This window comes from Streptomyces sp. NPDC050988, from assembly GCF_044456225.1.
Lineage (GTDB): Bacteria > Actinomycetota > Actinomycetes > Streptomycetales > Streptomycetaceae > Streptomyces.
The window spans coordinates 79,425-93,584 of sequence record NZ_JBITFQ010000030.1 but is presented as its reverse complement, the minus strand read 5'-3'; the positions used below and the strand labels follow the sequence as shown (position 1 = coordinate 93,584).

The window sequence follows — 14,160 nt, the reverse complement described above, 5'->3', positions numbered from 1 at the left end:
GAGTAGGCTCGGCGGTATGCGGATCTCCGTCTCCTCAGACATGGACGAACCCGTGGCCCGAGCCCTGCTCGAAGAGTTGCGCGCGCGTGGTCACGAGGTGCTGGCGTACGGGGCGTTGAGCCCCGGGGACGATCCGCAGTGGGCGGTGTGCTCGGAGGCGGCGGCTCGGGAGGTCGCCGCCGGGGCGGCCGATCAGGCGGTCGTGTGCTGCTGGACCGGCACGGGGGCGTCGATCGCCGCGAACAAGGTGCCGGGGGTGCGGGCCGCGCTGTGCACGGACGCGTACACGGCTCAGGGCGCACGGCAGTGGAACGACGCCAATGTGCTGGCGCTCAGTCTGCGGCTGACGTCCGAGCCGCTGCTCAAGGAGATCCTCGACGCCTGGTTCGCCGCGGAGGCCAGCGAGGACGCCGAGGACCGGGGGAACGTGGCCCACATCGGGCGGCTGGACCTCGGCAACACCGTTCCGTAGCTGCTGTCCGTGTCCGTGCCCGTGTCCGGTGTCCGGTGTCCGGTGCCGGTGCCCGGTCTGGGCGTGGCTCACAGCACCTTCCGGTGTACCAGGATCGACAGGACCAGCGCGCCCGGCAGCAGGGGTACCCAGACCGTCAGGACGCGATAGCCGATGACGCTCGCCGTGGCGATGCCGATCGGTGCGCCGAACGCGACCATCGTGAACACCAGGGCCGCGTCGACCGGCCCGATGCCACCGGGCGCGGGTACGGCTCCGACCGCCGTACTGGCCAGGAGCAGTGCGAGGATCACCTGCGCCCAGGACAGCGGGAGCCCGAGCGAGAACCCGACCGTGGCGATCACGCTGCCCTGGAGCAGCGGCGTCGCGGCCGAACCGCCCCAGAGGGCGAGGATCCGGGCCGGCCGGGTGTGCAGCACCCGGACGTCGGTCAGGGCGGTGCGTACGCAGTCGAGGGCCGGGCGGCGCAGCGGACGCACGGTGGTCACGAGCAGGGCGGCCGTGCCGAACCCGAGGGTCACCGCTCCGGCGACCAGGAGCATCGTCCGTTCGTCCGGGACGAGTTCACCGAGGTGCAGCAACTCCGGGAAGGCCACCATGAAGACCAGCAGCACCAGCGTCTTCGCGATCGGCTTGACCAGCGAGTACAGGGCGAGCGAGGCGGTGGCCCTGGCGAGGGGGATGCCGCGGCCCTGAAGGAAGCGCAGGGTGACGGCGTGGGCGCCGATGCTCGCCGGGAGTACGTGGTTCGCGGTACCCGCGGCGACCTGGGAGGCGAGCAGCAGTCCCGGCGGCAGCCGGTCCGGTATGGCGCCCTGCCGCACACACGCGGCGGCCACCCATCCCAGGCAGGTGAACAGGGCCGCGGCCAGTAGCCACCAGGGGTCGGCGGAGGCCAGCCGGGCGGCGCCGTCACGGACGGCACGCCAGTCGAGTACCGCCCACGCCCCGATGAGGAGGAGCGGGAGCAGGCTCAGCGTCCAGCGGGTCAGGCGCGCGGCGGCGGAGAAGCGGGAGCGGGAGCCGGAGAGCGAGGGTGAGGGCGAAGGGGACGGGGTGGGCGTGGGGAGCGCCCGGGGGACGGTGGTGTCGAGCGGCAGCAGGGACACGGCGCACGTCGTCCTTCCGCGTCACGCCCGCGCGGGGAGCGGGGCGGACGGATACAGGGCAAGGCAGGAGGGGACGACCGAAACGTGCCCGCTCGGTGTGACGTCATGGTGTCCGGGAGCCGAAGGAGCGCGGGCGGGCGGGCGACGCGGGCCACCGTGCACGGAGTGAAGGCCGTACGGAGTGCGGCCGCGCGGAGTGCGTGCCGAGGGGTGACCTGCGGGGGTGCGGCCCGGTCACTGGTCCCGGCGCTCGTCCGTTCCCGCCGTGACGGCCTGGTGGCCGCGGCGGACGTGTACGCGCATCACGCGCTCCGCGCCGGCGTCGCGGGGCATTGGCATTCCTGATGGGTCATCAGGCCGGGCGGGGCGGCGCCCGGCCCCCGGTCGATCCCACCGAGGGCGCTCACACCCGCCCGCTCGGCCGTCCGCTTCCGTTGCTCTGTGCCGACGTGGCTATCAACTGGTCTATCAGCGCTATCAGTACGTCCCGGCACGACTCCCGGTCGCGGGCGTCGCAGAGGAGTACGTGGGTGTGTTCCGGGAGGGCCAGGGCGTCCCGGATCTCCTCGGCGGCGTACGGATGCTCGCCGTGGAAGCCGTTGACGCCCACGACGAACGGGATGTCGCGCCGCTCGAAGAAGTCGATGGCGGCGAAACTGGACTCAGGGCGGCGGACGTCGACGAGGACGACGGCCCCCAGGGCACCGATGGCCAGGTCGTTCCACATGAACCAGAACCGCTGCTGCCCCGGCGTGCCGAAGAGATACAGCACGAGTTCCTGGCTGAGCGTGATCCGGCCGAAGTCCAGGGCCACCGTCGTGGCGTGCTTCTCCGGGATGCCGTTGAGGTCGTCGATGCCCAGGCCGGCCGAGGTCAGCGGTTCCTCGGTGCGCAGCGGCACGATCTCGCTGACCGCGCCGACCATGGTGGTCTTGCCGACGCCGAATCCCCCGGCGATCAGGATCTTGACCGTGTCGGGTGCTGAGGTCCCCTGGATGACGGGGTCAGAGCCGGCCAAGGCCGTCCCTCACTTTCTGCAGCAGGTCCATGTCCGAGGTTCGGGAGATCTGGCGTGGGGCGTGGGCGACGATCCGGCCCGCCTCCAGCAGGTCGCAGAGCATGATGCACACCACGCTGACCGGCAGGTCGAGCTGGGCGGCGAGCTCCGCGACCACGACCGGCTTGGCGCACAGCCGCAGGATCCGCGCATGCTCGGGCTGCAGCCGCGCGGCCCGGTCGGGTGGCGGGTCCACCGTGGTGACCGACGTGATGAGGGTGAAGTCGGTGCGGCTGGGCCTGGTGCGGCCGCCGGTCAGCGTGAACGGCCGCACCAGACGGCCGCTCGCGTCGCCTCCGTTCACTTCACTCGCCGTTGTCGATGACGGCGACGCCCGCCCGCGGTGCCGCGCTGAGGTGCTCGCCGATCTTCTTCACCAGCATGTTCATCTGGTACGCGACCACGCCGACGTCCGCACCCTGGCTGGTGAGCACGGCCAGATGGGCGCCCGGCCCGGCCGTACTGAGTATCAGGTAACTGTTGGCCATCTCGATCAGCGCCTGCCTCACCGGACCGCCGCGGAAGTCCATGCTGACGCCCTTGCTGAGGCTCATCAGACCGGACGCGGTCGCCGCAAGACGCTCGGCGTCATCCCGTAGGAACCCCGTGGACCTGCTGACGACCAGTCCGTCCTCGGAGAGCACGACGGCGTGGTTCACCTCGGCGACCCGGTCCACCAGTCCGGTGAGCAGCTGGTCGAGCTGGCTGTGCGTGGCGGGGATGGGGCGTGTCATTTCTCTGTCCTTCATGAGCGGTCTGCGGGCGGAGTCGAGGTGACGGATGCGCCTTCGGGTGCTGGTTCTTCCCCTTGGTCGTACGCCGTATCCGTGTCGTTGTCACGCGCCTGGAGCGTTCCGCGCTGGAAACCGGAGAGGGAGGAGGCCGCGCGCTCCGCGGTGAAGTCCTCGAAGGGGTCGTCGGCCTCGGCGGACGCGACGGGCGGCGCGTCCTCCCGCAGCTCGGCGGCCAGGCTGGTCTGCGGCACCCGGCGCGGCAGCGGGGCGATGCCGCCGGACCCAGCCGCGGCCGAACCGGAGCGGACCGCACCGGCGGCGACCCGTGTCTCCGCCGTCTGCGGTGTCCGCGCCCGGGCGACGGGCTGCGCCTCCCGCGAGCGCTCATGGGTCTGCCGCTCCGCCGGACTCTTCGCGGCGACGCCCACCGGCTCCGCGACCGGCTCACCGGCCGGTTCCCCGCCCTGCTCCCGGGCGGCCGGCAGTACCCCGTCGGTGCTCTCCACGTCCGCGGAGGGTGATTCGAATTCGAGGGGCTCGCGCACCACGATCTCGTGCGGGATCAGCACGATCGCGGTGGTGCCCCCGTACGGCGAGGACCGAAGTGTGACCGTGATGCCGTGCCGGGTGGCCAGCCGGGCGATCACGAACATGCCGAGCCGCAGGTCGTCGGCGAGCGCCACCACGTCGAACTGCGGCGGCACCGCCAACTGGGTGTTGAACGAGGCGTAGTCCTCCTCGGACATGCCGAGACCGCGGTCCTCGATCTCGACGGCCAGCCCCTTGGCGACCATCCCGGCCCGCACGCCGACCGGGCTGGGCGCGGGGGAGTACGCGGTCGCGTTGTCGATGAGTTCGGCCAGCAGGTGGATGACGTCCGCCACCGCCGGCGGGGTCAGGAACACCTCCTCGTCGGTGTTCACCTCCACCCGCTGGTACTCGGCGACCTCACCGACGGCGCTGCGCAGGATGTCGATCAGCGCCACCGGTTCGGTCCAGCTGCGCCGCGGCTGCTCACCGCTGATGATGACGAGGTTCTCCTCGTAGCGGCGCAACTGGCTGGCGGTGGAGTCGAGTTCGTACAGGCCCTTGAGGATGTCCGGGTCCTGGTGGCGGCGCTCCAACGCGTCCAGCTTGGTGAGCTGGAGGTTGACCAGGTTCTGGCTCTGCCGGGCGATGCCCAGGATGACCTTCTGGAAGCCGCGCCTGGTGTCGGCGAGTTCCACCGCCGTGTGGACCGCCGTGCGCTGCGCGGCGTTGAACGCCTGGGCCACCTGCCCGAGTTCGTCCCGGCCGTAGTCCAGCGGGGGCGTGGCCGACTCCACGTCGACCTTCTCGCCGCGGTTGAGACGTGCCACCACGTCGGGCAGCCGCTCCTCGGCCAGGCTGAGGGTGGCGATACGCAGTCCGCGCAGCCGCCGGGAGAGGGAGCGGGTGATCCGCCAGGACATCAGGACGCACACCAGCAGGGCGACGAAGCCGCCGGTGCTCAGCGCGGCCGCCTTGATCAGCAGTTCATCGGCCCTGTCGTCACTGCGTTCGAGCAGCGCCGCCGTCTCCTGGCGGATCAGGGCGGTGTACTGGTCGCCGAGCTTGTCGAACGCGGGGCTCCACTGCTTCTGCGCGTCCGGCAGGGTGATCTTCCGGCCGTCGGTGAGGCCCTTCGCCCGGGCCGCGACGACCTGGTCCTCGACGCCCTCCAGGGCCTTCCACTCCGGGCCCTGGAGGATCCGCTCGGTCTGCGCCTTCACCGAGCCGCGCAGCGAGGGCACCAGCTGGTCCTCGACGAGCCAGCGCTTCGTGTTGACCAGCTGGACGTAGTGGTTCCACGCGTTCTCGTCGAGCTTCCCGGACGGCCAGGCCAGGTGCAGCTGGGCGTCCTCCTGGGAGACCAGCTCGGCCGAGTGCTCCAGGGCGACGAGCGGGCCTGCCTGCGAGGTGAGTTCGCCGTCGTCGACCTGGGAGAGCTCCTGGAAGGCGTGGATCTGGTCGTCGATGATCGAGGTGTACTGGTCCAGCGCCTGGTCGGGAGTGATGTCGGTGGGGTTGTCCACCTGGCCCCGGTAGTACTCCAGGCTGCCCACCGACGCGATGACCGAGTACATCCGGTCGCTGATCCGCTCGGGGGCCTTCTGGATCGCGTCGGACTGGCCGACGAGTGTCGCGACCGCCTTGTCGGTACGGGCCCGTTGCTCGTCCAGGGCGGTACGGGAGCTGTTGGGCGAGGCCAGCAGCACGGCCGACAGACTGCGTTCCCGCTGCAACGCGAGCGTCGCCTCGGTGCCCATGGCCCCGGTCGACTTGCTGAGCTCCGTCTGGTCCCGCAGCCGCAGACCCTCCGAGAACATCTGGATCGTCGTCACGCCCCACATGGCGGCGAGGGTGACGCTGGGAACCAGAGCCAGCAGGATCAGTGAGAGACGTATGGAGCCGAGACGGCGGCGGGAGCCTGTCCGTGGAGACATCGTCGTCCTAGAGCGATCAGCGGTGAGCGGAAGGGGTGTTGGCGGAAGTCGGGTGGTCAGCAGGGGTGAGAGAGGGGACGAGGGCGGCGGGTGGCCGCGTGTCCGGAACAGCACAGGGGATGCGCAGGATGCTATCCGTACAAGTGACCGTACGCACGGTGAGTACCCCAAACCTTGGCGACGCTGTTACCTGACGACGCGGGACCGGCCGGTCCCGCACACCCGGATCAGCCGGTCCCGCATGGCGGATCAGCCGGCCCCGCCCGGCGGTTCGACTGGTCCGGCACCGCGGGCGGCGCCGTTCGGCCGGTCGGCCGCGGGGTGTTTCACCGCGTTCCGTTGGCCGCGAACTTCGAGACCGCGGCGACGTTCTGCTTGGTGACGAACGCCGGTCCGGTGAGTACGGGCTCCTCGCCACCGCCGCTGAAGTTGCCATTCGTCTTGTACAGCCAGAACGCGTCCACGGCGAGGTAGCCCTGCAGATAGGGCTGTTGGTCCACGGCGAACTGCACGTCCCCGCTCCGCACGGCCTTCACCAGGTCCTTGTTGAGGTCGAAGGTGGCGACCTTGGCCTTGCTGCCCGCCTCCTTCACCGACTTCACCGCCGCGAGCGCGAACTCCGCGCCGTTCATGACGACTTCGTCGATGGTCCGGTCCTGCCGCAGGGCGGCCGCGACGGAGTCGGTCACCGCGTCCATGTCGGTGCCGTCCACGTAGTGCATCTCGGTCCGGCCGGCGAACGTCTTCTTCACTCCGGCGCAGCGGGCCTCCACGGCGACGTTGCCCCGCTCGTGGATGACGCACAGGGCGTGCTTGGCGCGCAGGGAGTCCAGCTTGTCGCCGACCGCCTGGCCCGCGACGCTCTCGTCCTGGCCGAAGTACTCCAGCAGGCCACCGGACTTCCAGGCGTCGATACCGGAGTTGAGGCCGACCACGGGGATGCCCGCCGCTCTGGCCGCGGCGACCGCGCTCTTCATCGCCTCCGGCTTGGCCAGGGTCACCGCTATGCCGTCGACCCGGTCGGCGATCGCGTCGCGCACCAGGTCGGCCTGGCCCTTGGAGTCGGGGTTGCTCTCGTACGTCAGGGCGATGCCGTCCTTGGCGGCGGCCGCCTGTGCGCCCTTCTTCACCAGCTCCCAGAAGGCGTCGTTGGGGGCGCCGTGGGTGATCAGGGCGACCTTGATCCCGCCGGCGTTCGACTTGCCCGCCGCGTCGGCGTCCGAGTCGGCGTCCGAGCCTCCGGAACCGGAGCAGCCGGACGCGAGCAGACAGACGGCCGCGACGGCGGCGGCCAGAGCGGTACCGCGCGCGGATCCTGAGGGGAAGGGACCTGAGGGAGTCGTGTTCATGGCGGGTATGGCACCTCGCTGTGCGGCCGGGCAAGCGGATGGAGAGCGTGAAGCCGGTGTGACCGTCGGCGGATCTTGTGTGCCGACTGTCGGACTTTTGCTGGCCGGAGCCAATCGTGTGTGACGCCTGGTAGTCAAGTGAGCGCCCAGATGGCCGGAGTTGTCTTCTTTGATCTTGAGGTGGAGTGAGAGTGGAGTGAGAAGCGGTCAACCACTCCGGAAAGTCGCCGACTTGGCGCCTTCGGCGCGGTGCTGGTGTGGAGCGAGGGGTTCCCGGGATTCCGTACGGGCGCGGGAGGCGGCCCCGACCGCCACGGCGGCGCTGCCGAGCCCGGCCCGTACGACCCGGAGCGGGTGGCCGCTGACGGGGGGTTCGGCGGTGAGCGCGGCCCGGATCGACGGCTCCAGGAGTGCCCAGGCGCCGCTGACCCCGCCGCCGATCACGAAGGTCGTGACGTCCAGCATGCCCGCGGTGATCAGGATCGCGCGGGCGACCGCGGCGCCGGCGGCCTCGTACACGGCGAGCGCGTCCGGGTCGCCGCGCCCCGCAGCCTCGGCGACGGCGCGGGCGCTGCGGTCGAGGCCGGTCCGTTCGCCGTACCGGGCGGTGATGGACCGGCCGGAGGCCAGGGTCTCCAGATGGCCGCGGCCGCCGCAGGTGCACGGGAGGTCCCCGAAGCCCGGGATGTGGCCCGCCTCGCCCGCCGCGCCGTGCGGCCCCTCGTACAGCGCGCCGTCCAGCCACAGCGCGCCGCCGACACCCGTGCCGAGCGTCATGCCGAGGACGTGCCGCTCGCCCGCGACCGAGCCCCGGGCGACCTCGCCGCGCAGGAACGCGTTGACGTCGTTGTCGAGGAAGACCGGAACGCCGAGCGCGGCCTCCATGGTCGCCGTCACCTCGAAGCCGGCCCAGGCGTGGAAGGAGTCGCTGGCCACGAGGACGCGTCCGGCGCGGGCGTCGACCAGACCCGCCGCGCCCACCCCGACGGCGAGCAGCCGGGCCGGTACGCGCGCCAGGAGCAGGCCCAGGGCGTCGAGCGCGGCGCCGACCATCGCCGTGCCGCCCTCCGCCGCCGGGGTGGGCACCTCGTGGCTGTCCACGACGGCGAGTTCGGGCGTGCAGAGCACGACCTGCGTGGTCGTGCCGCCGATGTCGACACCGGCGAACACCTCGGAGGCGGAGACCCGGGAGGAGGCGGGGACGGGAGCGGGGACGGGAGCGGGGACGGGAGCGGGGACGGTCGGACGCGGCTGGGGTGCGGTCACGCCCCGCCCTCCGTTCCGGCGGCGAGCGCGGCCTGTCGTTCGGTACGGCGCACGCGTTGGAGCACCGGGTCGGGTACGGGCACGGCGGCGATGAGCCGACGGGTGTAGTCCGTCTCCGGGTGGGTGAGGGTGGTCGCGGTGGCGCCCTCCTCCTCGACCCGGCCCGCCCGCATGACGACGACCCGCCGCGCGAACTGCTGGACGACCGCGAGGTCGTGCGAGACGAACAGGCAGGCGAAGCCCAGCTCGTCCTGGAGCTCGGCGATCACGTCGAGGACGGTCTGCTGCACGCTGACGTCGAGCGCGCTGGTCGGCTCGTCGGCGACCAGCAGCCGGGGGTCGAGGACCAGCGCCCGGGCGAGACTCACCCGCTGCCGTTGCCCGCCGGACAGCTCCCGCGGCCCGCGGCCCGCCAACTCCCTGGGCAGCCGCACGCGTTCGAGCACCTCCGCGACCCGCTCCCGGCGCTCGGCCGCCGACATCCCCCGGCGGTGCACCCGCAACGGCTCGGCGACGCACTCCGCCACACTCATCCGTGCGTCCAGCGAGGCCACCGGGTCCTGCAACACCACGCCGATGCCGGCGAGCAGGGCCCGGCGCGCACGCCCCCTGGCCCGTCGGAGATCGGCACCGAACAGCGACACCGAGCCGACGGAGGGCGCCACCAGCCCGAGCGCGACCCGGGCCGCCGTCGACTTGCCGGACCCGGACTCCCCGACGAGCCCGACGGTTTCCCCGGGCCGAACGGTCAGCGATACGTCGTGCAGTGCCTGCACGGCCCGAGGCCCACGCCCGAACCGTACGGAGACGCCGTGCAGTTGGACGACTGGGGGTCCGGTGGGGTCGTCGGGCTTGGTTGCGGGTTCCGGGCTGCCGCGATGGGACGTGCTGCCTGAGGGGAGGGGCGCCGCGCCGCCGCCGACTGCCTTGCCGTCGGCCGCGGCGACGCGTCGGATGTCGGTGAGCGGCTGCTCGGCCCCGCTGCCGCGTACGGCGCTGGCCGGCTCCCGCGCCGAGTCGGTCCCGGGTTCGGCGGAGGTCGGTTGTGGTGCGCCCGCACCGCCCACCCCCGCGACAGCCAACCGCGGCACAGCCGCCAGCAGCCGCTTCGTGTAGTCGTGCGTCGGCCGGAGCAGGACCTCCTCCACCGGGCCGGTCTCCACGATCTCGCCGTCCAGCATCACCGCGACCCGGTCCGCGAAGTCCGCGACGACGCCCATGTTGTGGGTGACGAGCAGGACGCCGGTGCCGGAGTCCGCCGCGAGTGCCCGGAGCAGGTCGAGGATCTCGGCCTGGACGGTGACGTCGAGCGCGGTGGTCGGCTCGTCGGCGATCAGGAGGCTCGGGGAGTTCGCGATCGCCATGGCGATGACGACCCGCTGCCGCTGTCCGCCGGAGAGTTGGAAGGGGTAGGAGGACGCTCGCTTCTCCGGATCCGGGATTCCTACCCGGCGCAGCAGTCCGACCGCCTCTCCGGCGGCTTCGCGTGCGGAGAGCGGCCGATGGTTCCGTACGACTTCCGCGATCTGTGTCCCGATCCGGGTGAGCGGATCGAGAGCGGTCGCGGGCTCCTGGAAGACCATCGACACCGTGCGCCCCCGCAAACCCATGAGATCGGTCTCGGCGGCGCCGACGACGTCCGTGCCGTCGACAGAGGCCCGGCCCGACGCCCGCGCGTTCCCCGGCAGCAACCCCATCGCGGCGAGCGCGACCGTCGACTTGCCGGACCCGGACTCGCCGACGAGCGCCAGCGTCTCCCCGGGCCGCACGTGCAGCGACACCCCGCGCACGGCGGGCACGTCACCCGTCTCCGTGGAGAAGGTCACCCCGAGGTCCTCGACCTCCAGGATGCCGCCCCTACGGCCCACACCGCTCATGTCGCTCGTACCCGTCGTCGTCCTCATGCCCGCCCCTTCACGTCGAACGCGTCCCGCAGCCCGTCCCCGACGGCGTTGAACGCGCACACGACGAGGATGATCGCGAGGCCCGGCGGCACGATGAGCCACCAGCGCCCGGAGTACGCGGCCGTCAGCCCGGCCGACAGCATTCCGCCCCAGTCGGTCGACGGCGGCTGGACACCGAGTCCGAGATACGAGACGTACGCGACGAGCAGGATCGCGTCGGCGACCTGGAACGTCGCCGCGACCACGATCGTCGAGACCGAGTTCGGCAGGATGTGGCGGAAGATCGCCCGGCCGTGCGTCCCGCCGATCGCGCGGAGCGTCAGCACATAGTCGCGGCTCTTCAGGGTGAGCGTCTCCGCCCGTACGAGCCGGGACGGGACGAGCCAGGACACGAACCCCAGGATGAGGATCAGCCCGAGGGAGTCCGGGGTCGTGATCGCCGAGACGACGAGCAGGATGAAGAGCGCCGGGATGGCGATCCCGGCGTCCACGACCCGCATCATGACCGCGTCGACCCAGCCGCCCGCGTACCCGGCGACCGCGCCCCACAGCGTCCCGATGACCGTCGCGAGGAGCCCGGCCGCGAGACCGACGAGCAGCGACACCTTCCCGCCGAACATCAGCCGCCCCAGCTCGTCGTGCCCGACCGCGTCGGTGCCGAGCCAGTGCGCGCCGCTCGGCGCGAGGTTCACCTGGGTGAGGTCGGTGTGGGTCTGGTCGGTCGAGTACACCAACGGGCCCACGAAGCAGAACAGCAGGAAGAGGACGACCACCAACAGCCCTGCCACCGCGAGCCTGTTGCGTGCGAACCGCCGCACGGAGAGGCGGTATCCGGTGGCCAACTCCCGCGTGGCCGCCTCGGTCTGGAGTACGGCACTCATGTACGGCCCGCCTTCACACGAGGGTCGATGATCCGCTGGACGACGTCGGCGAGCAGCGTGCCGACGACGGTCGCGACGGAGATGACGAGCACACAGCCGAGCAGCACCGGATAGTCCGAGGACTGTGCCGCGCTCCAGAACAGCAGCCCCATTCCCGGGTAGTTGAAGAGCTGCTCGACGACGAGCGCACCGCCGAAGAGCACGGGCACGTAGTAGCCGAGCATCGCGACGACGGGCGTGAGGGAGTTGCGGAAGACGTGCCGCCACAGGATCGCGCGCGGCCGCGAACCGCCGGCCCGCGCGGTCCGTACGTAGTCCTCCTGGAGGTTCTCCAACGTCGCCGCCCGCATGTACCGGCTGAACACGGCGACCATCGACGCGGCCCCCGCGACCACCGGCAGCACCAGGGCGCCCGGCTGTGCGAACACGTCCGCGAGCGTCTCGCCCTGCGGTGCCTGCGAGGGGAACCAGTTCAGCCACTGCGTGAACACGAGCACGAGCACAAGTCCCAGGAAGTACACGGGAGTCGCGTACGCCACGAAGCTCAGCGTGGTGACGACGTAGTCCACCGGCTTGTTGCGCCGCACGGCCTGCCACATGCCGAGCGGGATCGCCAGCAGCAGCCCGACGAGCGCGGACAGCACGGTCAGGACGAGCGTCTTGGGCAGCCGCTGCTCGATGAGCTGGAAGACCCCCTCGTTGAGCGTGTACGAGGTGCCGAGGTCGCCCTGGACCAGCGTGCGCAGGTAGTAGAGGTACTGGACGGGGAGCGAACGGTCCAGGCCCTGCTCGTGGTTGAAGGCCGCGATCTGCTGGGCCGTCGCCTGCGGGCCGAGGATCCCACGTGCGGGACCCCCGGGCAGCGCGTGCAGCAGGCAGAAGACCACGACCGTGACGATGAGGATCACCACGAGGGCCTGGAGGACCCGTCGGGTCAAGTAAGCGAAGGTATCCATGAGTTGGGTCCCAGGACCTCAGCCGGTCCAGGTCCTCACTTGGTCCACTTCCACTGCGCCGGGTGGAAGTTGGCGAGCGAGTCCTGGGAGAAGCCGCCGAGGCCGTTCTTGACGACGGAGATCTGGTAGTCCGGCGCCGGGAGCCAGATGACCGGCAGGTCCTTCGCGAGGGCCGCGCTGTAGTCCTGGACCTCCTGCGACGAACTGGACGTCGTGGACGCGGTGATCAGCTTGTCGACGTCGGGGTTCGAGTAGTTGCCGAAGTTCGAGCCGCCCTTGGTCTGGAAGAGCGAGTCGCCGGTCGGGAAGGCGTTGAAGTACCAGCTGCCCGCGGTGCCGAAGAACGACAGCTGCCACTTGCAGATCGGCTGGCCGGAGGTGCACTGCGGGGTCTGCGAGAGCACCGAGTTGACGGGCGCGGTCTTGATCGAGAACTTGATGCCGGTCTTCTCCAGCGAGGACTGGATCGAGCTCATCATGTTGTCGGTCACGGCCGAGCCGGACTGCGACAGCACCTGCATCTCGAACTTCGTTCCCTCGGTGACGCCTTCACCGCACTGCGCGTCCCCGGTCCCCGGGTCCGTACAGACCATGACCCCGTCCTTCTCCTGCCAACCATGGCTCGTCAGCAGGGACTTGGCCGCCGACGTCGAGAACGGGTACGGGTTGTCCTTCTGCACCTGCGAGACGAAGTCGGACGCCTGCGCCTGCGGGACCGGGCCGTAGCCGGGCACGGCCGTGCCGTTGAAGATGACCTTCGCCAGGCTCGTCTGGTCGATCGACCGCTGAACCGCCTGACGCGCGTACAGCTGCTTGAACACAGCGCCCATGGCAGGGTTGTTGAAGTTGTACGGCATGTACGTGATCGCCCAGCCGGACCACGGCTTGACCGTGTAGCCCTGCGCCGTGAACCGGTCCTTCTGGTCGAGGTCGGTCGCCTCGATGTAGCCGTAGTCGACGCTCCCGGAGCGCAGCGCGTTCTTCTCGGCGTCCGCCGTCGTGAAGGGGAGCAGGTTCACCGTCGCGATGTTCGCCTTCTCACCGCCGTCGTACTTCTTGTTGGCGGCGAGTACGACCTTGCCGGACGTGGCGAACGACTTGACCGCGTACGGGCCGCTGATGGTCTTCCACAGCGTGTCCTTGTCGTAGCGGGAGATGTTCTTCGCGGCCGAGTTCAGATACGTCCAGACTTTTTTCGCGCCGGCGGCGGTCCGGTCGGCGTCCGACACCTGCGCGGACGCGTCGGTCCTGTCCCACACGTGCTGCGGAAGCGGAGTGATCTCGCTGAACTGGTTGGCCAGCATCCACTGGGAGTTGTAGGCCTTGTCGAAGGTGATCGTGAAGTGACGGTCGTCGACGGTCTTGAACGAGGTCCAGTTGTCCGGTGCCTTGCCCGGGTTGTAGCCCGCCCACTCCGCCTTGTTCGCCTTGATGAGGTTGAACCAGAACTCGACGTCGCGCGAGGTGACCGGCTTGCCGTCGCTCCAACTGCGGTCGCCCAGCGTGAACTTGACGCTCTTGCCGTCGGCCGCGAAGTCGGCGGCCGTGGCGATGGACGCCTTCTTGTTCCAGGCGATCTTGCCGGTGGAACCGTCGTAGGCGACGAGCCGCTCCCACAGACTGTCGGCGATGGACCGGTTGTTGGTGTTGAGGTGCGCGGCCGTACCGATCGGCAGGATCCAGTTCGGCGTGAAGTTCGCGGGCAGCGCGTAGTCGATGGAGTCGGGGGACGCGGACGACGTGTCGTTCGTCCCGGAGCAACCCGCGAGCAGCAGTGTGCCCGCCGAGACGACGGCACAGGCGACGAGCGTCGTGCGAGCAGGGGACATGGCTCTCCTCAGGTGAACAGGGCTCAGGGTGCGCGAGGGCCGGACGCGGGGCCGGAGTTGAACGGCGGCGCTCGGCGGAGCCAGTCAACGACCGGAAGGTTCGAAGAAACAGGCGGCCCGCTGTAAAAAGTCTGTTAC

12 protein-coding genes are annotated in these 14,160 nt (G+C 70.7%); 1 reads left to right on the top strand and 11 read right to left on the bottom strand.

What is annotated here, in order from left to right:
* The first annotated feature begins 16 nt into the window (after nt 1–16).
* Entirely contained in the window at nt 17–472 is a 456-nt protein-coding gene (locus ACIBEI_RS39795; RefSeq protein ID WP_398895540.1) for an RpiB/LacA/LacB family sugar-phosphate isomerase, read from the top strand.
* A gap of 68 nt (nt 473–540) precedes the next feature.
* Here the strand turns inward: ACIBEI_RS39795 and ACIBEI_RS39790 are convergent, their stop codons facing one another.
* The 11 genes from ACIBEI_RS39790 to ACIBEI_RS39740 form a co-directional block, all read right to left on the bottom strand.
* Nucleotides 541–1,581 carry a YbhN family protein gene (locus ACIBEI_RS39790; protein ID WP_398895538.1) on the bottom strand — a complete coding sequence of 347 codons (1,041 nt, stop codon included), beginning with the start codon at nt 1,579–1,581 and terminating at the stop codon, nt 541–543.
* 403 nt (nt 1,582–1,984) lie between these two features.
* Nucleotides 1,985–2,599, bottom strand: coding sequence for a GTP-binding protein (locus ACIBEI_RS39785; protein WP_398895536.1), 615 nt, complete (start codon nt 2,597–2,599; stop codon nt 1,985–1,987).
* Entirely contained in the window at nt 2,586–2,942 is a 357-nt protein-coding gene (locus ACIBEI_RS39780; RefSeq protein WP_398895534.1) for a DUF742 domain-containing protein, read from the bottom strand. The genes ACIBEI_RS39785 and ACIBEI_RS39780 overlap by 14 nt, the downstream gene beginning before the upstream one ends.
* Before the next feature lies 1 nt (nt 2,943).
* Entirely contained in the window at nt 2,944–3,372 is a 429-nt protein-coding gene (locus ACIBEI_RS39775; protein ID WP_269651805.1) for a roadblock/LC7 domain-containing protein, read from the bottom strand.
* 11 nt (nt 3,373–3,383) lie between these two features.
* Entirely contained in the window at nt 3,384–5,837 is a 2,454-nt protein-coding gene (locus ACIBEI_RS39770; RefSeq protein ID WP_398895532.1) for a nitrate- and nitrite sensing domain-containing protein, read from the bottom strand.
* 326 nt (nt 5,838–6,163) lie between these two features.
* Complete coding sequence (locus tag ACIBEI_RS39765) at nt 6,164–7,186, bottom strand: substrate-binding domain-containing protein (protein WP_398895530.1); 1,023 nt, start codon at nt 7,184–7,186, stop codon at nt 6,164–6,166.
* A gap of 207 nt (nt 7,187–7,393) precedes the next feature.
* A complete protein-coding gene (locus tag ACIBEI_RS39760; RefSeq protein ID WP_398895598.1) occupies nt 7,394–8,356 on the bottom strand; it encodes an ROK family protein in 963 nt (320 codons plus the stop codon).
* Between the two features lie 92 nt (nt 8,357–8,448).
* The gene (locus tag ACIBEI_RS39755; protein ID WP_398895528.1) at nt 8,449–10,356 is read right to left on the bottom strand and encodes a dipeptide ABC transporter ATP-binding protein; all 1,908 of its coding nucleotides are present in this window, start codon (nt 10,354–10,356) and stop codon (nt 8,449–8,451) included.
* Complete coding sequence (locus ACIBEI_RS39750; RefSeq protein ID WP_190226957.1) at nt 10,353–11,237, bottom strand: ABC transporter permease; 885 nt, start codon at nt 11,235–11,237, stop codon at nt 10,353–10,355. Before ACIBEI_RS39750 ends, ACIBEI_RS39755 begins: the two co-directional genes overlap by 4 nt.
* Complete coding sequence (locus ACIBEI_RS39745) at nt 11,234–12,193, bottom strand: ABC transporter permease (RefSeq protein WP_398895526.1); 960 nt, start codon at nt 12,191–12,193, stop codon at nt 11,234–11,236. The genes ACIBEI_RS39750 and ACIBEI_RS39745 overlap by 4 nt, the downstream gene beginning before the upstream one ends.
* A 35-nt stretch (nt 12,194–12,228) precedes the next feature.
* A complete protein-coding gene (locus tag ACIBEI_RS39740) occupies nt 12,229–14,022 on the bottom strand; it encodes a peptide ABC transporter substrate-binding protein (RefSeq protein ID WP_398895525.1) in 1,794 nt (597 codons plus the stop codon).
* Between the last annotated feature and the right edge of the window lie 138 nt (nt 14,023–14,160).